General features: G+C 60.4%; 27 protein-coding genes. All 27 read right to left on the bottom strand.

Features of this window, described 5'->3' with window-relative positions; all coding sequences use genetic code 11:
- Window position 1 precedes the first annotated feature (1 nt).
- The gene (locus AD668_RS07895; protein ID WP_053156650.1) at window positions 2-742 is read right to left on the bottom strand and encodes a flagellar motor protein; all 741 of its coding nucleotides are present in this window, start codon (window positions 740-742) and stop codon (window positions 2-4) included.
- A complete protein-coding gene (locus tag AD668_RS07890) occupies window positions 742-1,872 on the bottom strand; it encodes a chemotaxis response regulator protein-glutamate methylesterase (protein ID WP_053156646.1) in 1,131 nt (376 codons plus the stop codon). Before AD668_RS07890 ends, AD668_RS07895 begins: the two co-directional genes overlap by 1 nt.
- Before the next feature lie 49 nt (window positions 1,873-1,921).
- Window positions 1,922-4,168: a chemotaxis protein CheA gene (locus tag AD668_RS07885; protein ID WP_053156643.1), complete on the bottom strand. Its 2,247-nt coding sequence runs from the start codon at window positions 4,166-4,168 to the stop codon at window positions 1,922-1,924.
- 54 nt (window positions 4,169-4,222) lie between these two features.
- Window positions 4,223-5,011: a protein phosphatase CheZ gene (locus AD668_RS07880; RefSeq protein WP_053156640.1), complete on the bottom strand. Its 789-nt coding sequence runs from the start codon at window positions 5,009-5,011 to the stop codon at window positions 4,223-4,225.
- A gap of 19 nt (window positions 5,012-5,030) precedes the next feature.
- The gene (locus tag AD668_RS07875; protein WP_003183998.1) at window positions 5,031-5,402 is read right to left on the bottom strand and encodes a chemotaxis response regulator CheY; all 372 of its coding nucleotides are present in this window, start codon (window positions 5,400-5,402) and stop codon (window positions 5,031-5,033) included.
- Window positions 5,403-5,569: 167 nt separating this feature from the next.
- Entirely contained in the window at window positions 5,570-6,310 is a 741-nt protein-coding gene (gene fliA, locus AD668_RS07870; RefSeq protein ID WP_018925059.1) for an RNA polymerase sigma factor FliA, read from the bottom strand.
- On the bottom strand, window positions 6,307-7,137 hold the full coding sequence (gene fleN / locus AD668_RS07865; protein WP_007975361.1) for a flagellar synthesis regulator FleN: 831 nt from the start codon (window positions 7,135-7,137) through the stop codon (window positions 6,307-6,309). Before fleN ends, fliA begins: the two co-directional genes overlap by 4 nt.
- Window positions 7,138-7,253: 116 nt before the next feature.
- On the bottom strand, window positions 7,254-8,579 hold the full coding sequence (flhF, locus tag AD668_RS07860; RefSeq protein WP_053156636.1) for a flagellar biosynthesis protein FlhF: 1,326 nt from the start codon (window positions 8,577-8,579) through the stop codon (window positions 7,254-7,256).
- An 11-nt stretch (window positions 8,580-8,590) separates the two neighbouring features.
- A complete protein-coding gene (flhA, locus tag AD668_RS07855) occupies window positions 8,591-10,720 on the bottom strand; it encodes a flagellar biosynthesis protein FlhA (RefSeq protein WP_053156633.1) in 2,130 nt (709 codons plus the stop codon).
- Window positions 10,721-10,981: 261 nt separating this feature from the next.
- A complete protein-coding gene (gene flhB, locus AD668_RS07850; protein ID WP_053156630.1) occupies window positions 10,982-12,121 on the bottom strand; it encodes a flagellar biosynthesis protein FlhB in 1,140 nt (379 codons plus the stop codon).
- A 3-nt stretch (window positions 12,122-12,124) separates the two neighbouring features.
- Entirely contained in the window at window positions 12,125-12,910 is a 786-nt protein-coding gene (gene fliR / locus AD668_RS07845; RefSeq protein ID WP_053156627.1) for a flagellar biosynthetic protein FliR, read from the bottom strand.
- Window positions 12,911-12,913: 3 nt separating this feature from the next.
- A complete protein-coding gene (gene fliQ, locus AD668_RS07840) occupies window positions 12,914-13,183 on the bottom strand; it encodes a flagellar biosynthesis protein FliQ (protein WP_008077662.1) in 270 nt (89 codons plus the stop codon).
- Window positions 13,180-13,938, bottom strand: a complete 759-nt coding sequence (fliP, locus tag AD668_RS07835) for a flagellar type III secretion system pore protein FliP (RefSeq protein ID WP_053156624.1) — start codon at window positions 13,936-13,938, stop codon at window positions 13,180-13,182. Before fliP ends, fliQ begins: the two co-directional genes overlap by 4 nt.
- Window positions 13,938-14,384, bottom strand: a complete 447-nt coding sequence (gene fliO / locus AD668_RS07830; protein WP_053156621.1) for a flagellar biosynthetic protein FliO — start codon at window positions 14,382-14,384, stop codon at window positions 13,938-13,940. The genes fliP and fliO overlap by 1 nt, the downstream gene beginning before the upstream one ends.
- The gene (gene fliN / locus AD668_RS07825; RefSeq protein WP_053156620.1) at window positions 14,385-14,828 is read right to left on the bottom strand and encodes a flagellar motor switch protein FliN; all 444 of its coding nucleotides are present in this window, start codon (window positions 14,826-14,828) and stop codon (window positions 14,385-14,387) included.
- 67 nt (window positions 14,829-14,895) lie between these two features.
- A complete protein-coding gene (fliM, locus tag AD668_RS07820) occupies window positions 14,896-15,864 on the bottom strand; it encodes a flagellar motor switch protein FliM (protein ID WP_053156617.1) in 969 nt (322 codons plus the stop codon).
- A 9-nt stretch (window positions 15,865-15,873) separates the two neighbouring features.
- The gene (gene fliL, locus AD668_RS07815) at window positions 15,874-16,377 is read right to left on the bottom strand and encodes a flagellar basal body-associated protein FliL (protein WP_053156614.1); all 504 of its coding nucleotides are present in this window, start codon (window positions 16,375-16,377) and stop codon (window positions 15,874-15,876) included.
- Window positions 16,378-16,562: 185 nt separating this feature from the next.
- A complete protein-coding gene (locus tag AD668_RS07810) occupies window positions 16,563-17,897 on the bottom strand; it encodes a flagellar hook-length control protein FliK (RefSeq protein ID WP_053156612.1) in 1,335 nt (444 codons plus the stop codon).
- Window positions 17,898-17,998: 101 nt separating this feature from the next.
- The gene (locus AD668_RS07805; protein ID WP_053156610.1) at window positions 17,999-18,349 is read right to left on the bottom strand and encodes an Hpt domain-containing protein; all 351 of its coding nucleotides are present in this window, start codon (window positions 18,347-18,349) and stop codon (window positions 17,999-18,001) included.
- 30 nt (window positions 18,350-18,379) lie between these two features.
- Window positions 18,380-20,086: a fused response regulator/phosphatase gene (locus AD668_RS07800; protein WP_053156608.1), complete on the bottom strand. Its 1,707-nt coding sequence runs from the start codon at window positions 20,084-20,086 to the stop codon at window positions 18,380-18,382.
- Window positions 20,087-20,091: 5 nt separating this feature from the next.
- Window positions 20,092-20,391, bottom strand: coding sequence for an STAS domain-containing protein (locus tag AD668_RS07795; protein ID WP_053156606.1), 300 nt, complete (start codon window positions 20,389-20,391; stop codon window positions 20,092-20,094).
- A 170-nt stretch (window positions 20,392-20,561) separates the two neighbouring features.
- Window positions 20,562-21,011, bottom strand: coding sequence for a flagellar export protein FliJ (gene fliJ / locus AD668_RS07790; RefSeq protein WP_053156603.1), 450 nt, complete (start codon window positions 21,009-21,011; stop codon window positions 20,562-20,564).
- A 6-nt stretch (window positions 21,012-21,017) separates the two neighbouring features.
- Window positions 21,018-22,376, bottom strand: coding sequence for a flagellar protein export ATPase FliI (gene fliI, locus AD668_RS07785; protein ID WP_053156600.1), 1,359 nt, complete (start codon window positions 22,374-22,376; stop codon window positions 21,018-21,020).
- Window positions 22,366-23,169 carry a flagellar assembly protein FliH gene (gene fliH / locus AD668_RS07780; RefSeq protein ID WP_053156597.1) on the bottom strand — a complete coding sequence of 268 codons (804 nt, stop codon included), beginning with the start codon at window positions 23,167-23,169 and terminating at the stop codon, window positions 22,366-22,368. Before fliH ends, fliI begins: the two co-directional genes overlap by 11 nt.
- Before the next feature lie 4 nt (window positions 23,170-23,173).
- Complete coding sequence (gene fliG, locus AD668_RS07775) at window positions 23,174-24,193, bottom strand: flagellar motor switch protein FliG (RefSeq protein ID WP_053156594.1); 1,020 nt, start codon at window positions 24,191-24,193, stop codon at window positions 23,174-23,176.
- Window positions 24,186-25,973 carry a flagellar basal-body MS-ring/collar protein FliF gene (fliF, locus tag AD668_RS07770; RefSeq protein ID WP_053156589.1) on the bottom strand — a complete coding sequence of 596 codons (1,788 nt, stop codon included), beginning with the start codon at window positions 25,971-25,973 and terminating at the stop codon, window positions 24,186-24,188. Before fliF ends, fliG begins: the two co-directional genes overlap by 8 nt.
- A gap of 16 nt (window positions 25,974-25,989) precedes the next feature.
- The gene (gene fliE / locus AD668_RS07765; protein ID WP_053156587.1) at window positions 25,990-26,319 is read right to left on the bottom strand and encodes a flagellar hook-basal body complex protein FliE; all 330 of its coding nucleotides are present in this window, start codon (window positions 26,317-26,319) and stop codon (window positions 25,990-25,992) included.
- Window positions 26,320-26,344: the final 25 nt, after the last annotated feature.

The following is a 26,344-nucleotide window of genomic DNA, read 5'->3' as shown; positions in this document are numbered from 1 at the left end:
ATCAATCCATGAAGCCTTGGAGCTTCAATTCAATGGATCGAGGGTTTTCACCTTCGGCGATCGACAGGATGCCTTCGAGCAACATTTCGCGGTAACGCGACTGGCGCAACGCGATGGACTTGAGCTTGGCGGCAATCGGCAACAGCACCAGGTTGGCACTGGCCACACCGTAGATGGTGGCAACAAAAGCCACGGCAATGCCGTTGCCCAATTGCGAAGGATCGCCGAGGTTACCCATCACATGAATCAGGCCCATGACCGCGCCGATGATGCCGATAGTCGGCGCATAGCCGCCCATGCTTTCAAACACTTTGGCCGCTTCGACATCGCGGCTTTCCTGGGTGTAGAAATCCACTTCGAGAATGCTGCGGATGGCCTCTGGCTCAGCGCCGTCGACCAACAATTGCAGGCCTTTGCGCGAGTAATTATCCGGTTCGGCGTCGGCGATGCCTTCCAGGCCCAGCAGGCCTTCCTTGCGCGCCGTCAAACTCCAGTTCACCACGCGGTCGATGCCACCGGCGAGGTCGACGCGCGGCGGAAACAGGATCCACGCCAGAATCTGCATCGCACGCTTGAAGGCGCTCATCGGCGATTGCAGCAGCGCAGCACCGACGGTCCCACCCAGTACGATCAAGGCCGCCGGGCCGTTGGCCAACGCGCCGAGATGTCCGCCTTCGAGGTAGTTGCCGCCAATGATGGCGACGAACGCCATGATGATGCCGATCAGGCTCAGAACATCCATCAGACGCACGCCTCGACGATGTGCCGGCCGATCTCGTCCAGGCTGTACACCGCGTCGGCGAGTTCAGCTTTGACGATGGCCATCGGCATGCCGTAGATCACGCAACTGGCTTCGTCCTGAGCCCAGATCGTACTGCCGCCCTGCTTGAGCAGGCGCGCGCCTTCGCGGCCGTCGGCACCCATGCCGGTCAACACAACCGCCAGAACTTTGTCACCGTAGGTCTTGGCCGCCGAACCGAACGTGATGTCCACGCACGGCTTGTAATTCAGACGTTCGTCGCCCGGGAGGATTTTCACCGCGCCCCGACCATCGACCATCATCTGTTTGCCGCCCGGCGCCAGCAGCGCCAGGCCAGGTCGCAGGATGTCGCCATCCTCGGCTTCCTTGACGCTGATGCGGCAGAGCTTGTCCAGACGCTCGGCGAAGGCTTTGGTGAACGCGGCCGGCATGTGCTGGATCAACACGATCGGTGCCGGGAAGTTGGCCGGCAATTGGGTCAAGACCCGCTGCAGGGCAACCGGCCCGCCCGTGGACGTACCGATGGCCAGCAGTTTGTAGGCTTTGCGTTTGGGCGCTGGCGACGACGGCGCAGGCGCATGGGAACGCGCAGGGACCGGTGTCGGGACCGGGCGTGCAGGCACGCTGCTGGCGTAACTGCCAATGCTCGAAGGCGCAGGGGCCGGGGCCGGGGCGTGCACTGGCGTCGGAGCACTGTAGGTGCTGACACGACGGTTGCTGCGCGAGATGCTCAGGATCTTTTCGCACAGCAGTTGCTTGACCTTCTCGGGGTTGCGCGAGATGTCTTCGAAATTTTTCGGCAGAAAATCCACAGCGCCGGCATCCAGCGCATCGAGGGTCACCCGGGCGCCTTCATGGGTCAGCGAAGAGAACATCAACACCGGGGTCGGGCAGCGTTGCATGATGTGCCGCACGGCGGTGATGCCGTCCATCATCGGCATCTCGTAGTCCATGGTGATCACGTCGGGCTTGAGGGCCAACGCTTGATCAATCGCCTCTTTGCCGTTGGTTGCGGTGCCGACGACCTGGATATTGGAATCCGCTGAAAGAATTTCCGAGACGCGGCGGCGGAAAAAACCCGAATCATCCACCACCAGGACTTTGACTGCCATAAACACTCCATTAGATGGAGCGAAGCTCGGTCGCCCCGCCCCACCAGAATCAAATACGCCGTGTGGCGTAACGCTTGAGCATGCTCGGGACATCGAGGATCAGCGCGATGCGACCGTCACCGGTAATGGTGGCGCCCGACATGCCCGGCGTTCCCTGAAGCATTTTGCCCAATGGCTTGATGACCACTTCTTCCTGGCCCACCAGTTGATCGACGACGAAGCCGATCCGCTGAGTGCCCACCGAAAGGATCACCACATGGCCTTCGCGCTGCTCTTCGTGAGCGGCGGAACTGACCAGCCAGCGCTTGAGGTAGAACAATGGCAAGGCCTTGTCCCGTACGATCACCACTTCCTGGCCATCGACGACGTTGGTGGTCGACAGGTCAAGGTGGAAGATCTCGTTGACGTTCACCAGCGGGAACGCAAACGCCTGGTTGCCAAGCATCACCATCAGCGTCGGCATGATCGCGAGGGTCAGTGGCACCTTGATGACGATTTTCGAGCCCTGGCCCTTGGCCGAGTAGATATTGATCGAACCGTTGAGCTGGGAAATCTTGGTTTTCACCACGTCCATGCCCACGCCGCGACCCGACACGTCGGAAATCTCGGTCTTGGTCGAGAAGCCCGGGGCGAAGATCAGGTTGTAGCACTCGGTATCGCTCAGGCGATCGGCCGCGTCCTTGTCCATCACGCCACGTTTTACCGCGATGGAACGCAGGACGTTCGGGTCCATGCCTTTGCCGTCATCGGAGATCGACAGCAGGATGTGATCGCCTTCCTGCTCGGCGGCCAGAACCACCTTGCCGCCACGTGCCTTGCCCGAGGCTTCGCGTTCTTCCGGCGACTCGATGCCGTGGTCGACCGCGTTGCGCACCAAGTGGACCAATGGGTCGGCCAGGGCTTCGACGAGGTTCTTGTCGAGGTCGGTTTCTTCGCCGACCAGCTCCAGGTTGATCTCTTTCTTGAGCTGCCGAGCCAGGTCGCGAACCAGGCGCGGGAAGCGCCCGAAGACTTTCTTGATCGGTTGCATCCGGGTCTTCATGACCGCGGTTTGCAGGTCGGCCGTCACCACATCGAGGTTCGACACCGCCTTGGACATGGCTTCATCGGCGCTGTTGGCACCCAGGCGTACCAGGCGGTTACGCACCAGCACCAACTCGCCGACCATGTTCATGATTTCGTCGAGACGCGCGGTATCGACCCGCACGGTGGTCTCGGCTTCGCTGGCCGTTTTTTCCGCCGGCGGCGCGGCGACAGCGCGGGCCGGCGCCGGTGCTGCGGCAGGCGCTTGGGCTTTCGGTTCCGGGGCCTTGGCTACAGGCGTGGGCGCGGCGGCTTTGACTGCCGGGGCCGCGACGGACGCACTCGCCCCGCTCACCACCTTCGCGGTGCCGACTTCGCTGAACTTGCCTTTGCCATGCAGCTCGTCGAGCAGCGATTCGAACTCGTGGTCGGTGATCAGATCGCTACCGGCCGCTACAGCGCTTGGCGCTGCGGGCACGGGCACCGAGGCAATCGCCGATTCCAGCGCTTCGACGGCAAAGTTACCCTTGCCGTGCAGCTGATCGAGCAGCGCTTCGAATTCTTCATCGGTAATGTCGGAGCTGTCGCCAGCGGCTTTCGGCGCTGGTGGCGCAACAGGCGCTGGCGCGATTGCGTCGACGGCGAACTGGCCTTTACCGTGCAATTGATCGAGCAGGGACTCGAACTCGGCATCGGTGATTTCATCGCTTGCCGCGGCATTGCCGGCCGAGACTGGAGCAGCCGCCGGAGCCTCGGCCTGTGCCTTGACGGCGTTCAGCGAATCCAGCAGTTGTTCGAATTCGTTGTCGGTGATGTCACCCGATTCGCTTTGAGGAGCGCCAACCACTTCGGCGACGGGGGCAGGCGCCGCCTCGTCAGCTGCCTGAGGTTCTGCCAGACGCGCCAGTGCGGCGAGCAATTGAGGTGTGGCGGCCGTGATCGGGCAGCGCTCGCGGACTTCGCTGAACATACCGTTCACCGCGTCCAGTGCTTCGAGCACCACGTCCATCAACTCCGAATCGACGCGACGCTCACCCTTGCGCAAGATGTCGAACACGTTCTCGGCGATGTGGCAGCACTCCACCAGCTCGTTGAGCTGGAGGAAGCCGGCGCCCCCTTTTACAGTGTGAAAACCGCGAAAAATTGCATTGAGCAAATCCGCATCATCCGGACGGCTTTCCAGCTCGACCAGTTGTTCGGACAGTTGCTCTAGAATCTCGCCGGCCTCAACCAGGAAATCCTGAAGGATCTCTTCATCGGCGCCGAAGCTCATGTAGGGGGGTGCTCCTAAAGGTCAAAAAACCCAAAAACCTAAAATGCTAAAACGCTAGAACCCTAGGCTGGATAACAAATCGTCCACATCGTCCTGACCGGACACAACGTCTTCTCTTTTATCGGCATGAATCTGCGGACCTTCACCCTGAGAGAGATGTTTTTGTGGATCTTTTTCTGCAAGCATCGCGGCACGGTCATGTTCGATGCCCGCAAAGCGGTCCACCTGACTGGCCATCAGCACGAGCTTGAGCAAGTTGCTTTCAACTTCGGTGACCAACTGGGTCACGCGCTTGATCACCTGCCCCGTGAGGTCCTGGTAATCCTGGGCGAGCAGGATGTCGTTAAGGTTGCTCGACACCGCACGACTATCGACACTGCTGCGCGACAGAAAACCGTCGACCCGTCGTGCCAGCTCGCGAAATTCTTCGGCCCCGACTTCGCGACGCATGAAGCGCCCCCAGTCCGTGCTCAAGGCCTGGGCTTCATCACCCAGGCTGTTGACCAGTGGCGTGGCGCTTTCGACCAGGTCCATGGTGCGATTGGCCGCGGCTTCGGTCAGCTTCACAACGTAGCCCAGACGCTCGGCGGCGTCGGTGATCTGGGACACTTCTGCGGCTTGCGGCATGTGCGGGTCAATCTGAAAATTGACGATCGCGCTATGCAGCTCGCGGGTGAGCTTGCCCACCTCCTGATACAGGCCGCGATCACGGGTCTGATTGAGCTCATGGATCAATTGCACAGCGTCGCCGAACTTGCCTTTTTCAAGGCTTGCGACCAATTCGACGGCGTGTTTTTTCAGGGTCGATTCAAAATCGCCCAATGAAGATTCGTTATTCCCCATAGCTCCCCCGTGGCGCCGTTCAACCGATGCGTTCGAAAATCTTCTCGATTTTTTCTTTCAACGCCTGGGCTGTGAAGGGTTTGACCACATAGCCGTTAACGCCGGCCTGGGCCGCTTCGATGATCTGCTCACGCTTGGCTTCAGCGGTTACCATCAGCACCGGCAGGTGCTTGAGCTTTTCATCGGCACGCACGTGGCGCAGCAGATCGATGCCGGTCATGCCCGGCATGTTCCAGTCCGTTACCAGAAAGTCGATGCTTCCGCTGTTGAGCACCGGAATGGCGGTAGTGCCATCATCGGCCTCGACGGTGTTGGTGAACCCAAGGTCACGCAGCAGGTTCTTGATGATCCGCCGCATCGTTGAGAAGTCATCAACGATGAGGATTTTCATGTTCTTGTCCAATTCGACCTCCAAGCAGTCTTAAACGCGCCCAGCACCTGGACGCGCCATTTCATTCAATCCGGCAAAGCACTCAATGACTGTCTGGAGCACAACAGATCGAGACCGGTGCAGTTCAACGCCACACCAGCTCCATTCGCAGTGTCCCCACACTGCCTTCAGCGCGCTCGCCACTCCCCCAAACGCCCCCGCAAACGGGCCGCGCACTGGCTGTGTAACTGGCTGACCCGAGATTCGCTGACCCCCAGGACCTCCCCGATTTCCTTGAGATTCAACTCTTCGTCGTAGTACAGCGCCAACACCAGTCGCTCACGCTCCGGCAAATTGGCAATCGCGTCCGCCAGCGCTGCCTGGAAGCGTTCATCTTCCAGATCGCGAGACGGCTCGAGATGAGCACTCGCGCCATCCTCGTGCAGCCCCTCATGTTCGCCGTCCTGCAACAGGTCGTCGAAACTGAATAACCGGCTACCCAGGGTGTCGTTCAAAATTCCGTAATAATCATCGAGACTCAATTGGAGTTCGGCCGCAACCTCGTGATCTTTAGCGTCACGGCCGGTTTTAGCTTCAATCGAGCGAATCGCGTCGCTGACCATGCGCGTATTGCGGTGAACCGAACGGGGTGCCCAGTCTCCCTTGCGCACTTCATCGAGCATCGCGCCGCGGATTCGTATGCCCGCGTACGTCTCGAAACTGGCGCCTTTGCTGGCGTCGTATTTGGTCGAGACTTCAAGCAGACCGATCATCCCGGCCTGGATCAAGTCTTCGACCTGGACACTGGCCGGCAGACGCGCCAGCAAGTGGTAGGCAATGCGTTTGACCAGCGGCGCGTAACGCTCGATCAGCTCGTACTGCGCATCGCGGGCCGATTGCTTGTAGAGGTTGTAGCCGCTGGCGGTCATAACACCGGTCCTGCCGTTTGTTGCACGAGGCGCTCGACGAAAAACTCCAGGTGCCCACGCGGGTTGGCGGGCAGCGGCCAGGTGTCGACCTTCTGCGCGATCGCCTTGAACGCCAGCGAGCATTTGGAACGCGGGAAGGCTTCATATACGGCGCGTTGCTTCTGCACAGCCTTGCGCACGCTTTCGTCATAAGGCACGGCGCCGACGTATTGCAGCGCGACGTCGAGGAAGCGGTCGGTGACCTTGGTCAACTTGGCGAACAGGTTGCGCCCTTCCTGCGGACTCTGGGCCATGTTGGCCAGGACGCGGAAACGGTTCATGCCGTAGTCGCGGTTGAGCAACTTGATCAAGGCGTAGGCATCGGTGATGGATGTCGGCTCGTCGCAGACCACCAGCAACACTTCCTGAGCGGCGCGAACGAAGCTGACGACCGACTCACCGATACCGGCGGCGGTATCGATCACCAGCACATCGAGATTGTCGCCGATATCACTGAATGCCTGGATCAGGCCGGCGTGTTGAGCCGGGCTCAAGTGAACCATGCTCTGGGTGCCGGACGCCGCCGGAACGATGCGAATGCCACCGGGGCCCTGCAACAGAACGTCGCGCAGCTCGCAGCGGCCTTCGATCACGTCGGCCAGGGTACGTTTGGGTGTCAGGCCCAGCAGAACGTCGACGTTCGCCAGCCCCAGGTCGGCGTCCAGCAACATGACGCGCCGGCCTAGTTCCGCCAAGGCCAGCGACAAGTTCACTGACACATTAGTTTTCCCGACGCCACCTTTGCCGCCGGTCACCGCGATCACCTGTACAGGATGCATGCTGCCCATGTTATTCCATTACCTTGTCTTGCATAGACGGAGGCCACATTACTGGCTGCGCGTTCACAAACGGAACAATGCATGGCAGACCATCGATGTAGGTACAAAAACTATTCATTTTCACCTCAGCCTACCTGCTTGGTGGGGCTGTGGTAGATGTCAGCGAACATGTCAGCCATGGCTTCTTCGCTGGGTTCTTCCTGCATTTGCACGCTAACGGCGCGACTGACCAGTTGATGACGACGCGGCAGATGCAAATCATCCGGAATCCGCGGGCCATCGGTCAGATACGCCACCGGCAATTCATGGCTGATGGCTAGACTCAACACTTCGCCCAGACTTGCCGTTTCATCCAGTTTAGTCAGGATGCAGCCAGCGAGCCCGCAGCGCTTGTAACTATGATAAGCGGCGGTTAGAACCTGTTTTTGGCTAGTGGTTGCCAGGACCAGATAATTTTTTGAGCGGATGCCACGGCCAGCCAGGCTTTCAAGCTGCATGCGCAGCGCCGGGTCGCTGGCCTGAAGGCCTGCGGTATCGATCAGCACCACACGCTTGCGCATCAGAGGCTCCAGCGCCTGCACCAGGGACTGCCCCGGATCGACATGGGTTACCGGTACATTGAGGATGCGGCCAAGCGTGCGCAGCTGCTCCTGGGCGCCGATGCGAAAACTGTCCATGCTGACCAGCGCAATGTTCTGCGCGCCGTATTTGAGCACGTAGCGGGCTGCCAGCTTGGCCAGAGTGGTGGTCTTGCCCATGCCGGCCGGGCCGACCATGGCAATCACGCCACCTTCTTCCAGAGGCTCGATTTCCGGCGTCACGATCATTCGCGCCAGGTGCGCCAGCAACATGCGCCAGGCCTGACGAGGCTCCTGAATTTCAGTAATCATGGCCAGCAGATCACGCGACAACGGGCCGGACAGGCCAATGCGCTGCAGACGCCGCCACAGGTTCGCCTGGCCCGGGCTGCTGCCTTGCAGCTGATTCCACGCCAGCGAGCCGAGCTGTACTTCCATCAATTCACGCAGACTGTTGAGCTCAAACCGCATCGAGTCGAACACCCGAGCATCGATACCGGCTGCTGGAGCAGGCGCTGGTGCAGGGTGACGAGGCTCGGCCAGTGTCGGTTCAATCAACGGCTCGGCAGCGGTCAGCGGCAAGCCGGCGAACAACTGAAGGTTGGTGCTGTCGTCGCGCTCGCCTTCGCTGCGCAGGCTCAGTTCGGCCTGGGCGGTGACGATCCGCGACTGGGTCTTGCGCAGCTCATCCTCGAGCTCGAGGTTCGGCACACGCGGCGCCAGCGCCGACAACTTGTAATCCAGCGCGGCAGTCAGCTCGACGCCGCCGGCGATTCGGCGGTTGCCGATGATCGCAGCATCAGCGCCCAGCTCATCACGAACCAGCTTCATGGCCTGACGCATATCGGCGGCGAAAAAACGCTTAACTTGCATAAACCACTACCTCAGCCGTTGGGCCCTACTGTCGCAACGATGGTCACTTGCTTGTTGTCAGGGATTTCCTGATAAGCCAACACGTGCAAACCCGGGACTGCGAGCCGGCCAAATCGCGAGAGCATCGCGCGAACCGGACCGGCTACCAGCAGAATCACCGGTTGACCTTGCATCTCCTGGCGCTGCGCTGCATCGATCAACGAGCGCTGCAGCTTTTCAGCCATGCTTGGCTCCAGCAGAACCCCCTCTTCCGAGCCCTGCCCTGCCTTCTGCAGACTATTGAGCAATATCTGTTCCAACCTTGGCTCCAGCGTGATCACCGGAAGCTCGGAGTCAGTGCCTACAATGCTTTGGACGATGGCGCGAGAGACACCGACACGCACCGCAGCCACCAGGGCGGCGGTATCTTGACTCTTGGCCGCATTATTGGCGATGGCTTCGGCAATGCTGCGGATGTCGCGTACCGGCACCTGTTCAGCCAACAACGCTTGCAACACCTTGAGCAGTTGCGACAGCGACACCACTCCCGGCACCAGCTCTTCGGCCAGTTTTGGCGAGCTGCGGGCCAACAACTGCATGAGCTGCTGCACTTCTTCGTGGCCGATCAGCTCACTGGAATGCTTGTAGAGAATCTGGTTCAAGTGGGTGGCCACTACAGTACTGGCATCGACCACTGTATACCCTAACGATTGCGCTTGCGCACGCTGGCTGATTTCGATCCAGACCGCCTCCAGGCCAAAAGCCGGGTCTTTGGCGGTAATACCGTTGAGCGTGCCATAGACCTGCCCCGGATTGATCGCCAATTCGCGATCCGGGTAAATTTCCGCTTCCGCCAGGATCACCCCCATCAACGTCAGGCGATAGGCACTCGGCGCCAGGTCGAGGTTGTCGCGAATATGCACAGTCGGCATAAGGAAACCCAGGTCCTGGGACAGCTTCTTGCGCACGCCCTTGATCCGTGCGAGCAGCTGACCGCCCTGGTTGCGATCCACCAGTGGAATCAGGCGGTAACCCACTTCCAGGCCGATCATGTCGATAGGCGTCACATCGTCCCAACCAAGCTCTTTGGTTTCCTGGGCCCGCGCTGGCGATGGCAGCAATTCCTGCTGGCGTTTGATCTCTTGCAGCGCCTGCACCTTGGCACCGTTCTGCTTCTTCCAGAACAGATAGGCACCGCCCGCCGCAAGGGCTGCCATGCTCAGGAAGGAAAAGTGCGGCATGCCGGGGACGAGCCCCATGACCGCCATCAAACCCGCCGATACCGCCAACGCCTTGGGCGAGGCGAACATCTGGCGATTGATCTGTTTGCCCATGTCTTCCGAACCGGAAGCACGGGTCACCATGATGGCGGCCGCCGTGGACAACAACAGTGATGGCAATTGCGCCACCAAACCGTCACCGATGGTCAGCAGCGCATACACCTTGCCGGCGTCGCCGAAGGACATGCCGTGCTGGAAGATACCGACCGCCATGCCGCCGATCAGGTTGATGAACAGAATCAGCAAGCCGGCGATGGCATCACCGCGCACGAACTTGCTGGCACCGTCCATGGAACCGTAGAACTCGGCTTCCTGGGCGACTTCCGAACGACGGGCCTTGGCCTGCGCCTGATCGATCAGGCCGGCGTTGAGGTCGGCGTCGATCGCCATCTGTTTGCCGGGCATCGCATCGAGGGTGAAACGCGCGCTCACCTCGGAAATCCGCCCGGCACCCTTGGTCACCACGACGAAGTTGATGATCATCAGGATCGCGAAGACCACGATACCCACGACATAGTTGCCGCCGATCACCACCTCACCGAAGGCCTGAATCACCTTGCCGGCGGCCGCATGGCCATCCTGCCCGTGGAGCATCACCACCCGCGTGGACGCCACGTTCAACGCCAGGCGCAACAGCGTCGCCACCAGCAGAATGGTCGGGAACACCGCAAAATCAAGCGGTCGCAGGGCGTATACGCAAACCAGCAAGACCACAATCGACAACGCAATGTTGAACGTGAAGAACACGTCGAGCAGGAACGGCGGTATCGGCAACATCATCATCGCCAGCATGACCAGCAGCAACAGCGGCACACCCAAATTGCCCCGACTGAGGTCGGCGACGTTTGTGCGAGCTGCGCTGATTAACTGAGAGCGATCCACCGGTATTCCCCGTTCCTTTGAAGCAAAACATTGACGCCTGAAGCGGGCGCAGGGCGGCTACTGCAAGAAGCTTTCCAACTTTTGCGGGAGGTTGAAATAGAGAGGTTTAACCGCGATTTTCTTTGCCTGAACAGACGCCTTCGCCGGCTAGCCGGCTCCTACAGAAAGCGTGGGCAAGATCTACGCAACATCCAACGCAATCAACACAACCCTGTAGGAGCTGGCTTGCCAGCGAAGGCGTCGGCATAAGCACTGCAGACCTCAGGAATCGCGGCGCAGGTCCGGCGGAATCGGCAAGTCATCCTTGAGCGGATCAGGTCGTTTACCTTTACCCGCGCGGTACTGGCGGATCTGATAGACGTAAGCCAATACCTGGGCAACCGCGAGATAGAGCCCGCCGGGAATTTCCTGCTCCAACTCAGTGGAGTAGTAAATCGACCGCGCCAGCGCTGGTGACTCCAGCAGCAGAATCTCGTTGGCCGTGGCAATCTCGCGAATTTTCAGGGCCAGGAAATCGCTGCCCTTGGCGATCAGCATGGGCGCCCCACCCTTGTCCGGATCGTACTTGAGCGCTACCGCGTAGTGGGTCGGGTTGGTAATGACCACGTCGGCGTCGGGAACCGCCGCCATCATCCGGCGCTGGGACATTTCACGCTGCAACTGGCGAATCCGCTGCTTGACCTCTGGCCGCCCCTCCTGATCCTTGTGCTCGTCACGCACTTCCTGCTTGGTCATCTTGAGTTTCTTGATGCTTTCCCAGATCTGGATCGGCACGTCGACAGCGGCAATGATAAACAGCCCGCAAGCCATCCACAGCGTGCTCCAGCCGACCACTTGCAGGCTGTGAATGATCGCGCGATCCAGCGGTTCATGGGCGATGCGCAGCAAGTCGTCGATGTCCGCCGACAGCACCAGCAGGGCCACGAACAGCACGATGAAAAACTTTGCCAGGGCTTTGAGCAATTCGGCCACGGCTTTGGCCGAGAACATTCGCTTGAGCCCGGCGCCGGGGTTCATCCGGCTGAACTTGGGCGCCATGGTGCCTGCGGAAAACAGCCAGCCACCGAGGGAAATCGGGCCGATCAAAGCGGCCAGCAGCAAGGTAATCATCACCGGTTGAATCGCCAGCAAGGCAATCTGCCCCGAGTGCAGCAGGTAGCTACCCATGGAACGCGGATCCAGCAGCACCTCCCGCGACAGGGTGAAATTCAGGCGCATCAGGTCCATCAATTCCTGGGCCAGCGCCCCGCCGAACACCAGCAATGCGCCGGAACCGGCGAGCATGATCGCCAGCGTATTAAGCTCCTTGGAACGGGCAATCTCACCCTTTTCACGGGCGTCCTTTTTCTTTTTCTCCGTGGGGTCTTCTGTCTTGTCCTGACCGCTTTCGCTCTCAGCCATGACTCAGCGCGCCTTCGCCAGTTCGCGTAAAAACTGCAGGGCCTCGGTGGCCAGCGGCTGATACTGATTGAGGATGTCCGCCAGACCGACCCAGACGATGAACAGGCCGAGCACCAGAGTCAGCGGGAAGCCGATGGAGAAAATATTCAGTTGCGGCGCCGCGCGTGTCATCACGCCGAAGGCGATGTTGACCACCAGCAACGCGGTGATCGCCGGCAACACCAGCAACAGTGCCGCGCCCAGCACCCAGCCCAGTTTGCCGGCCAGTTCCCAGTAATGATTGACCATCAAGCCGCTCCCGACCGGCAACGTAGTGAAGCTTTCGGTCAGAACTTCGAACACCACCAGATGGCCGTTCATCGCCAGGAACATCAGCGTCACCAGCATCGTGAAGAACTGCCCGATCACCGCCACCGACACGCCGTTGGTGGGGTCGACCATCGAGGCGAAGCCCATGCCCATCTGGATCGCGACGATCTGCCCCGCCACCACGAACGCCTGGAAAAACAGTTGCAGAGAGAACCCCAGGATCGCACCGACGAGAATCTGCTCGGCGATCAGCAACAATCCGCTCAAATCCAGTGCGTTCACCGGTGGCATGGGCGGCAGGTTGGGAGCAATGACCACAGTAATGGCCAGGGCGAAATAAAGACGGATGCGTTTGGGCACCAGCGAGGTGCCGAACACCGGCATCACCATCAGCAATGCGCCGATGCGAAACAGCGGCAGCATGAAGGTCGCGACCCAGGTACTGATCTGAGTGTCGGTCAGCTGAAGCAGGGAAGGCATGGCTTAGCCGATGACCATCGGAATGTTGTGGTACAGCTGGATGATGTATTCCATGAAGGTCTGCACCAGCCAGGGTCCGGCGACGATCAGCGTCACCAGCATCACCAACAGGCGCGGCAGAAAACTCAAGGTCTGTTCGTTGATCTGGGTGGCGGCCTGGAACATCGCCACCAGCAACCCCACGAGCAGACTCGGAATCACCAGCACCGCCACCATCATGGTGGTCAGCCACAGCGCTTCGCGAAAGATATCGACCGCAACTTCAGGCGTCATGGCGAGACACCGCCGAAACTGCTGGCCAATGTACCAATGATCAACGCCCAGCCATCCACCAGCACGAACAGCATGATCTTGAACGGCAGGGAAATGATCAGCGGCGAGAGCATCATCATACCCATCGCCATCAGCACACTGGCCACGACCAGGTCGATGATCAGAAACGGAATGAAGATCATGAAGCCGATCTGGAAAGCGGTCTTCAGTTCGGACGTCACGAAAGCCGGCACCAGGATGGTCAACGGCGCCTGGTCCGGCGTGGCAATGTCGGTGCGTTTGGACAGACGCATGAACAACTCCAGATCACTGCTGCGGGTCTGGGCGAGCATGAAGTCCTTGATCGGCACCTGGGCCTTGGCGACGGCATCCTGCGCCGTGAGTTTTTCCGCCAGGTAAGGCTGCAAGGCGTCCTGGTTCACCCTATCGAAGACCGGCGCCATGATGAACAGCGTCAGGAACAGTGCCATGCCCGTGAGGATCTGGTTCGACGGCGTCTGCTGCAGGCCAAGGGCCTGACGCAGGATCGAGAAGACGATGATGATCCGGGTGAAACTGGTCATCAGCATGACGAACGCCGGGATGAAACTCAGCGCGGTCATGATCAGCAGGATTTGCAGGCTGACCGAGTACTCCTGAGCGCCTTCGGCGTTGGTTCCCAACGTGATCGCCGGAATCGACAATGGATCGGCGGCGAACGCCAGCGGCGCAGCCAGCATCAGGGCCAGCGTCAGGACGATGCGTAACGCACCCATTACTTCTTATCCTTGTGATCTTTGCCCAGGATCTCCAGCAGGCGCTGGGCAAATTCCGGAGTCGTTTTTTCAGTCCCGTCCGGCACTTTCACCGGCTCTTTGAGCACGTGCAGCGCAGTGATGGTGCCGGGGCTCAGGCCAAGCAGAATCTGCTCGTTGCCGACCTGTACCAGCATCAGCCGGTCACGCGGACCCAGGGCGCGGGAACCGATCAGTTCGATGACCTGGCCTTTACCGGCCGGTCCGGCCTGTTGCACCCGGCGCAGCAGCCAGGCCAGGAAGAAGATCAGCCCCAGCACCAACAGCAATCCAAACACCAATTGCGTGAGTTGCCCGGCCACACCGCTGTTGACCGTCGGCGCAGCTGCGGCGGTGGCCGTAGCGACCGGCTCGGCCGCCAGCGCGCTCATCGGCAAGGCCAGAAGAACTCCCAGAACCTGTTTCACTCAGCGCAGCTTCTTGATGCGTTCGCTTGGGCTGATCACGTCGGTCAGGCGGATGCCGAACTTCTCGTTGACCACTACGACTTCGCCATGGGCGATCAGGGTGCCGTTGACCAGCACGTCCAACGGCTCACCGGCCAGACGATCGAGCTCGATCACCGAGCCCTGGTTGAGTTGCAGCAGGTTGCGGATGTTGATGTCGGTGCTGCCCACTTCCATGGAAATCGATACCGGGATATCCAGGATCACGTCCAGGTTCGGACCTTCGAGACTGACCGGCTCGTTGTTTTTCGGCACGCTGCCAAACTCTTCCATTGGCAGACGGTTGGACGACGAAAGCCCGGCATCGGCTGCCAGCAAGGCATCGATATCGGCCTGCGCGTCACCGGTTTCTTCCAGGGCTGCCGCCCACTCGTCGGCCAGAGCCTGGTCGTCTTGGGTGTTCATATTGTCAGTGTCCTCGGCGAGCAAAAAATCAGAATTCGGTTAACTGCGAATGTGTAAGAAGCACCGCTCAACGGCGCTCGATCGGCTCGATCACTTGCAACGCCAGGTTGCCTTTGTGCGACCCCATCTTGACCTTGAAGGCCGGTACGCCATTGGCGCGCATGACCATGTCTTCCGGCATGTCGACCGGGATGATGTCCCCCGGCTGCATGTGCAGGATGTCGCGCAGCTTGAGCTGACGACGAGCCACGGTGGCGCCGATTGGCACATCGACGTCCAGCACGTCCTGGCGCAGGGCGTTGACCCAGCGCTCGTCCTGATCATCGAGGTCGGACTGAAAGCCGGCGTCGAGCATTTCGCGCACCGGCTCGATCATCGAGTACGGCATGGTCACGTGCAGGTCACCGCCACCACCATCGAGTTCGATGTGGAAGGTCGACACCACAATGGCTTCGCTCGGGCCGACGATGTTGGCCATGGCCGGGTTCACTTCCGAGTTGATGTACTCGAAGTTCACTTCCATGATCGCCTGCCAGGCTTCCTTCAGATCGACGAACGCCTGCTCCAGCACCATGCGCACCACACGCAGCTCGGTCGGCGTGAACTCACGACCTTCGATCTTCGCGTGGCGGCCATCGCCGCCGAAGAAGTTGTCCACCAGTTTGAACACCAGCTTGGCGTCCAGAATGAACAGCGCAGTGCCGCGCAGGGGTTTGATCTTGACCAGATTGAGGCTGGTCGGCACGTACAGCGAGTGCACGTATTCGCCGAACTTCATCACCTGCACACCACCGACCGCCACGTCCGCCGAGCGGCGCAACATGTTGAACATGCTGATGCGCGTATAGCGGGCGAAACGTTCGTTGATCATTTCCAGCGTCGGCATGCGTCCACGGACGATGCGATCCTGGCTGGTCAGGTCATAGCTTTTGACGGTGCCGGGTTCGGCAGCGTTTTCGGTCTGTACCAGACCATCGTCGACGCCATGCAACAGCGCATCGATCTCATCCTGGGACAGCAGGTCCTGCACGGCCATGTCGTGTTCCTACTGCAGTACGAAATTAGTGAAAAGCAACTGTTCGATCACCACTTTGCCCAGCTCTTTGTGCGCCACTTCCTGGACGCTGGCCGTGGCTTTCTGACGCAGCATTTCCTGACCGACCGGCGAGGCGAGGGTCGAGAAATCCTGACCGGAGAACAGCATCACCAGGTTATTGCGGATCACCGGCATGTGGACCTTGAGCGCGTCCAGATCAGCCTGATTGCGGCCGAGCATGGTGATGCTCACCTGCATGTAGCGCTGACGACCGTTCTGGTTGAAGTTGGCCACGAAAGCGGGCGCCATCGATTCGAAAATCGCTGGCTGCTTGCCCACGGTGGCGGTTTCAGCCACGGCGGCGGTCGGCTTGTTCTGAGCGCTGTGCATGAAGTACCAGGTCGCACCCACGGACACACCGATCGCCAGCAGCAGGGCCACCACGATCGCGATGATCAGTTTGAGTTTGCCTTTGGTCGCGGGGTCTTTTACTGCTGCGTCGCTCTTCGCCATGCCAATAATCCGTCACTATTCGGGTTTTCACAGTCGCACGGATAGGCAAGAGCAAGTGTTATGCCATGTAGGAGCGAGCTTGCTCGCGAAAGACGTGAGAGCGCCGCGTTTTTCCAGATGGCACTCGTCATCGTTAACGTCCATCGCGAGCAAGCTCGCTCCTACAAGGTTGGGCGTTGTGTTCGTCAGGCGTAGTAGTCAACCGCGCTGGAGCCGATCACGCTGGTGGTGGTTGCGGCGACTTCGGCGACGCTTGGGGTGAGACTCTCGTCCACGCCGTCAAGTCGACCGCCATTGGCGTCAGCTCGTCCGCTCCGGGCCTGCTGATTCTGCCCCTGATCCTGCGAACCGCGATTCTGGTCGGACACGTTGACGTCAACCTGCCCCATGCCCTGCTGCACGAACATGTCCCGCAAGCGATGCATCTGGCTGTCCAGCGCTTCACGGACACCGGGATGGGCGCTCATGAAGGTCACTTGGGTCTGCTGATCCGGAACCATGTTCACCCGGATATCCAGACGCCCAAGTTCGGCAGGCTGCAACTGAATGTCAGCCGCCTTGAGATTGGCGCTGGACAGGTACATGACCCGATTCACCACCTCTTCGGTCCAACCGCTTTGGTGCATGGCAATCGGCTGGTTGACCGGCAAGGCGTTGGCGGTTTTCGGCGTGGCAGCCTGGGTCAACGCGGCCAGACGATTGGCAAAATCGTCGACCCGGGTATCGCTGGTGGCAGCCTTGAGGTCCTTGAGACCGTCATCGATCAAGCCGCTGAATGCCTTGTCGCCACCCTGGCTGGTGCTGTCCTTGTCGGCCTGCACGTCCAGCATGTTCGCCATGCCCGTGGCGAAATTCTGTGCCGAGGTCAACTCACCGTCAGCCTGTGCTTCTGCTGACGTCGACGCCCCCTTCGCCTGAGCCTGACTGGACGCGGACAGATGCCCACTCTGCTCCATCGCCAGGCGCAACGCCGGCAATGCGTCGAGCGGGTCCGCTTGCGGGTCGAAATCCGCGTCGGCGGCAAGGGCTGTCGTCGCCGCAGTCGAGACCGCTGAGTCTAACGGGGCCTCCTGCGCGGCATCCTCCGCTGGCAGCGCTGCAGGCACTATCGCTTGAGCGACCTGCAATGCAGGATCAAGCGCTGGATCGACGGGCAACACATCGGCAACCGGAGATTGACCTGCCTCTGGAGCCTCATCAGTGGACGTCGTGCCGTCAGCCTGCGCCGATTGATCGGCAGGCAAGGATTTGCCGTTATCGGCAAGCGCTGGCTGTGCAGCGGCAGATTTGTCGTCGCTGCTGTCTTTTTTACCAGGGCCATCCGCCGCCTTATCGCGCATCGGCCTGGCTGAGCCATCGCCCATCGCTGAAGGTTTGTTCTGCGCTTGATTGGCATACACATGAGCGAAGCTGGCCGCCTTGCCCCCGGGCTCGACGGTCGGCGCCGGGCTATTGGCGGACGCGGTTTGCGCCTTGGTCTGCGCGGCGGCCTGAAGCAAGGTGTTGGGGGTGACAGGCATGAAACGGTCTCCGCTGCACGGGGCTCGTAGATACAGTTGGAAGAGTTAGCTGCAAGGGTTGAGCCAGTTTTGCTCGAACACGACGAACAGCAGAAACGGCTTCAAATTTCCGAAAGGGAACGCTGCAGCTCAGCTTCATAAAGGGGGCGTACGAAAGCGAACTCATCGTGAATTTCTGCGACCAGTGCTTTCAAGTCCACCGATGGCATGTCCTGAGCACTGGATTCGAGCGTGCCGCATAACGCCGCGAGATGGATGGCCCCCATGTTGCCGCTGCTGCCTTTGAGGCTGTGAGCGGTTTCAATGAGCTGCACAATGTCGCCTGATTTTTGCAGGTGGTCTAAACGCTCTTCGCAATCAGCAAGAAAAGTATCCAGCAACGTCGAATACTCCTCCTCCATGACTTCCTGCAACGCGGCCAAGATGTCGAGATCTAGATGCTTATCAGCCACTTGCTCACTCCTTGATCAAGAATGCGGGGATTATGCCTGAGCGCTCCAGAAAAATTCCACGCGGGCACTTCGTCCATCGTCGGTCCAACGAGCGTTTCTGCCCAATTGGCGGATCAGACTGACCCCGCGACCCGACAGACGGACCTCATCCAGCGGCCGCTCCATCACCCGCGCCACATCGAACCCCTTGCCGCTGTCCTCGACGTGTATGGCCAGATGACCGCCCTCGCCTTCGGGGTTTACCTGCAAGTGCACCCGGATGAAACCGTCCTGCAGCGTCTCCAGGCGTGCACTGCGCTCTTGATAATAGCGCGCAAAACCCGAGGCATTGCGTTTCAGGCTCGAGTCCAGGCCCAACACGCCATGTTCCAGCGCATTGGAGTACAGCTCCGCCAGCACGCTGTACAGCGCCCCGCTCTGAGCCCGCAGGCCATGCACCTCCAGCAGCAACTGCAACAGATAGGGCAACGGATTGAAGCGTTTGAGCGTCGCGGCGCGAAACTCGAAGCTGGCTGACCAATCCAGCGGACAGGATTGGCCACTGTCGGAATACACCAGTGCCGGCAGGTTTGTCTGCGCAGGTTCCAGCAGACTGATCTCGACCATGCTCACATCGTCGCGGGACTCACCGCCAAAATCCCGCAGTGCCTGCTCGATCTCTTCGAACACTGCATCTGGCTGACGATTGGCCGCGAACACCTGCTGCAAGCGCTCCACGCCAAACAGCTGATCATTGGCATCACAGGTATCGACCACCCCGTCGGACAGCAGGAAAACCCGATCGCCGATGGCCATGGGATAAACCTCTGACCGGTCATCGAACGACTCCGGCCCCAGCACCCCGAGCGGCAGATGCCGTGCCGTCAGTGGCGTTCGCTCGCCGTCGGCCATGCGGTGCAGGTATCCGTCCGGCATGCCGCCATTCCAGACCTCCACCGAGCGCCGCTGGATACTCAGGCACAGCAAGGTGGCGCAACAGAACATGTCCACTGGCAGGATGCGTTTGAGCTTGGCGTTCATCTCGCGCAGGGTTTGCGAGAATCCGTAACCCTTGGCCGTCATGCCATAAAAGACTTCGGCCAGGGGCATGGCACCCACCGCAGCGGGCAAACCGTGGCCGGTGAAATCGCCGAGCAGCACATGCATGTCGCCGGAAGGGGTATAGGCGGCCAGTAACAGGTCGCCATTGAACAGCGCATAGGGCGACTGCAAATAGCGGATATTGGCAGCGGCATTCAGGCAACCGGAGTGCGCAACCTTGTCGAACACGGCTTTGGCCACGCGCTGCTCGTTGAGCAGGTATTGGTGATGCCTGGCGATCTGGTCACGCTGCTGCAGCACCGTAGTCTGCAGCCGTCGCAATCGATCCATCGCCTTGATCTTGGCTGCGAGGATCACCTGGTTATAGGGTTTCGCCAGAAAGTCGTCGCCTCCCGCCTCCAGGCAGCGGGCCAGGGCCTCGCTCTCGGACAACGACGTGAGAAAGATGATCGGCACCAGGTTTTCCCCGGACAACGCCTTGATCTGCCGGGCCGCCTCGAAGCCATCCATCACCGGCATCATGGCATCCATCAACACCAGATGCGGCTGCTGCTGGCGGAAGATGTCGACAGCTTGCGCACCGTCGGCGGCTGTCAATACCGCGTGCCCCTGCCGACGCAGAATGCTCGACAACAGCATGCGATCGGCAGCGCTGTCTTCGGCGATCAGGATCGTCAGCGGCTCAGAGGGCTGCACGGGGATCAACTGATGTCGAACAGCTTGTCGAAGTTGGAGATGGCGAGGATCTTTCGCACATCCGGGGTGCTGTTGATCACTTGAATGTCAGAGTCGTCACCGCCGGCGTGGTCGCGCAGCAAGAGCAACATGCCCAATGCGGAACTGTCGAGGTAGGTGGCCTCCTTGAGGTCGACGACGACCGCTGACAGTGTTTTATCTTCGTAGGATTCACGAAATTCTTGATGCTTGGCGAAATCGAATCGTCCTTTGATCGATATCGTCAGTTTTTGCCCATCCGGGGAGATTTCTGAAACGACTGGCATGGCATGGCTTCCTTGTCGCTGGGGAACCTCGTTGTACAAGGTTTAGCATTGGCTAGAGGTTGGGGCAAGTTACGCCATCAGGATCAAAAGCTCGCACCCTTCGCCGGCGCCTGCCAAATCGAAACTGCATGCGCTCAATGTAGGAGCTGCGATCTTTTTAAACCCTACAATCAATACGGATTGTCCCGCGGCAAGCGCTGAGACAATTCATCCATCAACTTTTGCTCGCGCCGATCTTCCAGCGCCCTTGCCTCATCGGCATAACGCTGCACCAGCTTGCGCAAACCTTCGACCCGGGCAAACGCCTGCTGCCAGGTTTCCCGGGCCTTGTTCAGATTGTTCTGATGCCAGGCGAGGCTTTGACGCTGCTGGTCGATGGCCGTCCCCAGTTGCGCGAGAAAGCCCTGATAGCCCAGCAACCATTGGCCGGAGACGCCACCGCTGCCGCGCACGATCCATTGTTCCTGATAATCCAGACGAAAGGCTTCGAGGTCGGCGAGTTTGCTTTCTGCCAGCCGCACCTGCCCCTGGAAATGCCCCAGACGCTGCACCGCGGTTTTCTCGGCTTTTTCGGCCATTTCCACCACGGGGGCCAAACGCCCTGCACGAGTCTGGGCCATGACCGGTTAACCGCCCGCCGCTGGCGCGAAGATCGAGGCGAGATACGCTTCGCTTTCGCCCAGGCTGATGCTGTCGTTGAGGCCCTGGCGCAGGTATTTGACCAATTGCGGCTGCAGGGAAATCGCCAGATCGGTCTCGCGGTCGCCACCGGCGACGTAAGCGCCGACGCTGATCAGGTCGCGGCTCTGCTGATAGCGCGACCACAACTGCTTGAAGTATTGCGCGCGCATCATGTGTTCCGGCGAAACCACGGCCGGCATCACCCGGCTGATGGAGGCCTCGATATCGATGGCAGGGTAATGCCCTTCTTCGGCCAGTCGCCGGGACAGCACGATGTGACCGTCGAGCACGCCTCGCGCCGAGTCGGCTATCGGATCCTGCTGGTCATCGCCCTCGGACAGCACGGTGTAGAACGCGGTGATCGAGCCACCGCCCTTCTCCGCATTACCCGCCCGCTCCACCAGTTTCGGCAGCTTGGCGAACACCGACGGCGGATAGCCCTTGGTCGCGGGCGGCTCGCCGATGGCCAGGGCGATTTCCCGCTGGGCCTGGGCAAAACGGGTCAGCGAATCCATGAGCAGCAAGACATTCTTGCCCTTGTCGCGGAAATACTCGGCGATTCGCGTGCAATACATCGCGGCGCGCAGACGCATCAACGGCGCATCGTCCGCCGGGGACGCCACCACCACCGAACGCTTGAGCCCTTCTTCACCGAGGATGTGCTCGATGAACTCTTTGACTTCACGACCCCGCTCACCGATCAGCCCGACGACGATGATGTCGGCCTCGGTGAAGCGCGTCATCATCCCCAATAACACGGATTTACCGACACCGGTACCGGCGAACAGCCCGAGCCGCTGACCACGACCGACCGTCAGCATGCCGTTGATGCAGCGAATGCCCACATCCAGCGGCTCGCTGATCGGCTCGCGTTTGAGCGGGTTGATCGTCGGGCCGTCCATCGGCACCCAGTCTTCGGCTTTCATTCCGCCCTTGCCGTCCAGCGCACGCCCGGCACCGTCGAGCACACGCCCCAGCATGCTCATGCCCATCGGCAGCCGGCCACTGTCAGACAGCGGCACCACGCGGGCGCCGGGCGCAATGCCGGCAACGCTGCCGACGGGCATCAGAAAGACTTTGTTGCCGGAGAAACCCATGACTTCGGCTTCAACCTGCACCGGGTGATAGCTGTCATCGTTGATGACCATGCAGCGGCTGCCCATGGCGGCGCGCAGGCCTTCGGCTTCGAGGGTCAGGCCGACCATGCGCAGCAGGCGCCCCTCGAGGATCGGTGCGCCGGCCAGTGTCGTGGCCTCGGCGTAACTGCTCAGGCGCTTGGCAAAGCTGGTGCGGTCAAGGCGCATCAGGTGCATCCGGTTCAGGCGCGACCGCCGGTTTGGCTGTTGCCGTCAAATCGACGCTCAAGTCAGGCGCGGCCGGGTGCAGCGCCTGTTCGTGCAACTGATCGAGCAGCTTGTCCATGACCCGCGCGACCCGGGTTTCCACGGTAGCGTCGATGCGACTGTGCTCGGTCTCGACCCGGCAACCACCCGGCAACAGCGACTCATCCTCGACAATGCGCCAGGTTTCCTCATGGCGTTCGCGCAGGGCTTTGACCTGGGCGAAATCCTGCGGATTGATGTACAGCCGCACATTGTTCGCACCCAGCGGCAATAGCTTGAGCGCGTCGCGCATCACGTGTTCGAGTTGCGTCGAATCGATCGCCAGTTCGCGCTGGATCACTTGCCGAGTGATGTGCTGCACAAGATCGACCAAGGATTTTTCAATCAGCGTGTCCTGTTCGGCGATAGGCTCGAACAGGCGCGACATCAGTTGCTCCAGGGCCGAGACTTTCGCCGTCAGAGCCACGTCCGCTTCCTGACGGACCTTGAGCGTGGCGCTGTGAAAGCCTTCCTTTTCGCCCACGGCGAAGCCTTCGTTGTAGGCTTCCTGGCGGATGCTTTCGAGCTCTTCGAGGGTCAGTGGCTGGACTTCCTCCAGCGGCACTTCCTCCATTTCCGGCGGCTCGGGTTCCGGCTCCGGCTGCGGTTCAGGCTCGGGTGCCGGCGGATCGAAACTGGGCAACGCCCAGGTATCGAAACCACTGACAACCCCGGCCCGAATCAGCTCAGAGTGCACTTCATCATGCTTGGCCATGGGGTCAGATCATTTCCTCGCCGCCCTTGCCACCGAGCACGATTTCTCCGGCTTCGGCCATACGGCGGGCGATGGTGAGGATTTCCTTCTGCGCGGTTTCGACATCGCTGACGCGCACAGGGCCTTTGGCTTCCAGGTCGTCGCGCAACAGTTCGGCTGCACGCTTGGACATGTTCTTGAAGATCTTTTCCTTGACGCCTTCGTCCGAGCCTTTGAGCGCGAGCACCAGCACGTCCGAGGACACTTCGCGCAGCAACGCCTGAATGCCGCGATCGTCGACATCGGCCAGGTTGTTGAACACGAACATGAGGTCTTCGATCTGGCCGGACAGGTCTTCGTCGACTTCGCGGATCGAGTCCATGAGCTGGCCTTCGATCGAGCTGTCGAGGAAGTTCATGATGTCCGCTGCGCGCTTGATGCCGCCCAGGTTGGTGCGCGAGGCATTCGAGTTGCCGGAGAACTGCTTCTCGAGAATCTGGTTGAGTTCTTTCAGGGCTGCCGGCTGCACCGTGTTCAGCGATGAAACCCGCAGAATGATGTCCAGGCGCACCTTATGGTCGAAGTTGCCCAGCACTTCACCGGCCTGGTCCGGATCGAGGTAGGCCACCACGATCGCCTGGATCTGTGGGTGCTCGTAGCGGATCACGTCGGCGACGGCACGTGGCTCCATCCATTTCAGGCTGTCGAGGCCGCTGGTGTTGCCGCCGAGCAGGATGCGGTCGATCAGGCCGTTGGCCTTGTCTTCGCCCAACGCCTGGGTGAGCATCTTGCGCACGTAATCGTCGGAGCCGACGCCCAGGCTGGTCTGGTCGCCGACGATGTCGACGAACTCTCGCATGACCTGCTCGACCTGCTCGCGATGCACATTGCCCATCTGCGCCATGGCCATGCCCACACGCTGAACCTCTTTGGGCCCCATGTGGCGCAGCACCTGGGCAGCGTCGGTTGAGCCCAGTGACAGCAACAGGATCGCGGCTTTGTCGACCTTGTTGAGTTTGACGGTAGCGGCTCGGTTATCACTCATCTGCGTTAATCCACTCTTTCACGACCTGGGCCACGCGACCCGGGTCTTCAGCCACCAGACTCTTGATTGCGTTCAACTGAGCGTCATAGCCTTCGCTTGGGCTCGGCAGCAGAATGCTTTGCGGGCCGCCGAGGCTGACACGGTCGTTGGCCAGTTCGCCATCCAGACCGCCCATGCCACCCAGTTCGACATCGCTGCCGATGCCGGCCAGTTGCTTGTCTTTGCCGCCACCGGTGATGTTGTTGAGCACCGGACGCAGCACGCCGAACACCAGCACCAGAATGAACAGCACACCCAGCAGTTGCTTGACGATGTCCCAGAACCACGGCTGGGAATAGAACGCAGCTTCGGCAATCACCTCTCCGCGCTCCGCGGAGAACGGCATGTTGATCACGCTGACACTGTCGCCACGGCTGGCATCGAAACCGACTGCATCCTGAACCAGCCGCGTGAAGCGCGCCAATTGATCGGCGCTCCAGGGCGCGCGGCTGGTTTCACCGTTGGCCGGGTTGATCACGACCTGATCGTCGACCACGACCGACACCGACAGGCGATTCAATCGACCCTGCTGTTGCTTGGTGTGGCTGATCGAACGATCCAGCTCGAAGTTCCTGGTCGATTGCTGACGCTTGTCCGCCGGATACGGCGCGAGCATCGGCTGGCCGGTGGCCGGGTCCATGATTTGCTGACCGTTGGCATCGATCAGCGGCTGACCTGGTTGCACCATGCCCGCCGACGCCGTGGCGCCACCGGTGGTTTGCGGCGCGGAGGCCGGCGCCGGTGGCTGATTGCTCAGGGCACCCGGCACCCCTTGCGGGCCATTGCTGGCGGTGCGTTGTTCGTTGACCGACTGCTCGCTGCGCAACGCCGGTTGGTCCGGGTTGAACTGCTCGGAGGTCGATTCGACGGCGCTGAAATCCACGTCGGCCGAGACTTCGGCTTTGTAGCGATCATTGCCCAGCACCGGCTGCAGAATATTGTGCACACGCTGGGTAAGCATGCTTTCCATGCGACGGCTGTAATCGAATTGCTTGCCGGCCATGGTCAGTTCGGAGTTTTCCGCCTGATCGGAGAGCAGGTTGCCCTTCTGGTCGACCACGGTGATCTGCGACTTGCTCAGTTCAGGGACGCTGGTCGCCACCAGGTTGATGATCGCCACGACCTGCCCCGGCTCCAGCGAACGACCGGAATACAACTCAACCAGAACCGAAGCACTGGGCTTGCGTTCGTCGCGCACGAACACCGAACTCTTCGGAATCGCCAGATGCACACGGGCACCCTTGACGTTGTTCAGGCTGGAAATGGTGCGGGCCAGTTCGCCTTCGAGACCACGACGATAACGGGTCGCCTCCATGAACTGGCTGGTCCCCAGGCCTTGCTCCTTGTCGAGAATCTCAAAGCCGATGTTGCCATCGCTGGGCGTGACACCAGCGCCCGCGAGCTTGAGCCGCGCACGGGACAAGTCTTCGGCCTTGACCAACAACGCGCCGGAGTTCGGTTCGACGGTGTAGGGAATATCGGCCGAGGCCAGGGTATCCATGACCTGTTTGGCGTCCATACCGGCAAGGCTGCCGTACAGAGGCCGATAGTCCGGCTGCTGGGACCACAACACCACGGCAAAACCAATCGCCACGCTCGCTGCCAGGCCAACCAACAGGCCTACCTGACGCAACACGGTCATCTCGGAGAGGTTTTCCAGAAAGGACAACCCGAACAGCGGCGGCTTGCCGTCGTTTGAGGTGGACTTGGCCGGAACGTTATCGGCGACTGCTTCTGCCATGACTCAATCTCGTCCTTTAAACCGGCATCTGCATGATGTCTTGGTAGGCCTGAACCAGCTTGTTGCGCACTTGGGTCAGCGCCTGGAATGAGACGCTGGCTTTCTGCGAGGAAACCATCACGTCCGTCAGGTCGACACCGCTTTTACCGATTTCGAAAGCGCTGGCCAACTGAGTAGAAGCCTGCTGGGTGTCGTTCACTTTATTGACGGCCTGACCGAGCATGTCGGAAAAGCTGCTGCCCGCCAGTTCCGGGACGGCGGCAGTCGATTTCGGCGCAGACATGGCATCCATTTGCATGGCGCGCATATCCAGCATCAATCGATTAAATTCGATACCTTGGCTCATGATCTACTCTCTTGGGCGACCCGCA

This window comes from Pseudomonas sp. P1.8, from assembly GCF_001269805.1.
GTDB lineage: Bacteria > Pseudomonadota > Gammaproteobacteria > Pseudomonadales > Pseudomonadaceae > Aquipseudomonas.
The sequence above is the reverse complement of the archived record's forward strand: the minus strand, read 5'-3'. Positions and strand labels throughout refer to the sequence as shown.

Bases quoted from the DNA above. Each gene is read 5' to 3' on its own strand.
- AD668_RS07895 (WP_053156650.1), bottom strand. From the start codon at position 742: ATGGATGTTCTGAGCCTGATCGGCATCATCATGGCGTTCGTCGCCATC.
- AD668_RS07890 (WP_053156646.1), bottom strand. From the start codon at position 1,872: ATGGCAGTCAAAGTCCTGGTGGTGGATGATTCGGGTTTTTTCCGCCGC.
- AD668_RS07885 (WP_053156643.1), bottom strand. From the start codon at position 4,168: ATGAGCTTCGGCGCCGATGAAGAGATCCTTCAGGATTTCCTGGTTGAG.
- AD668_RS07880 (WP_053156640.1), bottom strand. From the start codon at position 5,011: ATGGGGAATAACGAATCTTCATTGGGCGATTTTGAATCGACCCTGAAA.
- AD668_RS07875 (WP_003183998.1), bottom strand. From the start codon at position 5,402: ATGAAAATCCTCATCGTTGATGACTTCTCAACGATGCGGCGGATCATC.
- fliA (WP_018925059.1), bottom strand. From the start codon at position 6,310: ATGACCGCCAGCGGCTACAACCTCTACAAGCAATCGGCCCGCGATGCG.
- fleN (WP_007975361.1), bottom strand. From the start codon at position 7,137: ATGGGCAGCATGCATCCTGTACAGGTGATCGCGGTGACCGGCGGCAAA.
- flhF (WP_053156636.1), bottom strand. From the start codon at position 8,579: ATGCAAGTTAAGCGTTTTTTCGCCGCCGATATGCGTCAGGCCATGAAG.
- flhB (WP_053156630.1), bottom strand. From the start codon at position 12,121: ATGGCTGAGAGCGAAAGCGGTCAGGACAAGACAGAAGACCCCACGGAG.
- fliR (WP_053156627.1), bottom strand. From the start codon at position 12,910: ATGCCTTCCCTGCTTCAGCTGACCGACACTCAGATCAGTACCTGGGTC.
- fliQ (WP_008077662.1), bottom strand. From the start codon at position 13,183: ATGACGCCTGAAGTTGCGGTCGATATCTTTCGCGAAGCGCTGTGGCTG.
- fliP (WP_053156624.1), bottom strand. From the start codon at position 13,938: ATGGGTGCGTTACGCATCGTCCTGACGCTGGCCCTGATGCTGGCTGCG.
- fliN (WP_053156620.1), bottom strand. From the start codon at position 14,828: ATGAACACCCAAGACGACCAGGCTCTGGCCGACGAGTGGGCGGCAGCC.
- fliM (WP_053156617.1), bottom strand. From the start codon at position 15,864: ATGGCCGTGCAGGACCTGCTGTCCCAGGATGAGATCGATGCGCTGTTG.
- fliL (WP_053156614.1), bottom strand. From the start codon at position 16,377: ATGGCGAAGAGCGACGCAGCAGTAAAAGACCCCGCGACCAAAGGCAAA.
- AD668_RS07810 (WP_053156612.1), bottom strand. From the start codon at position 17,897: ATGCCTGTCACCCCCAACACCTTGCTTCAGGCCGCCGCGCAGACCAAG.
- AD668_RS07795 (WP_053156606.1), bottom strand. From the start codon at position 20,391: ATGCCAGTCGTTTCAGAAATCTCCCCGGATGGGCAAAAACTGACGATA.
- fliJ (WP_053156603.1), bottom strand. From the start codon at position 21,011: ATGGCCCAGACTCGTGCAGGGCGTTTGGCCCCCGTGGTGGAAATGGCC.
- fliI (WP_053156600.1), bottom strand. From the start codon at position 22,376: ATGCGCCTTGACCGCACCAGCTTTGCCAAGCGCCTGAGCAGTTACGCC.
- fliH (WP_053156597.1), bottom strand. From the start codon at position 23,169: ATGGCCAAGCATGATGAAGTGCACTCTGAGCTGATTCGGGCCGGGGTT.
- fliG (WP_053156594.1), bottom strand. From the start codon at position 24,193: ATGAGTGATAACCGAGCCGCTACCGTCAAACTCAACAAGGTCGACAAA.
- fliF (WP_053156589.1), bottom strand. From the start codon at position 25,973: ATGGCAGAAGCAGTCGCCGATAACGTTCCGGCCAAGTCCACCTCAAAC.
- fliE (WP_053156587.1), bottom strand. From the start codon at position 26,319: ATGAGCCAAGGTATCGAATTTAATCGATTGATGCTGGATATGCGCGCC.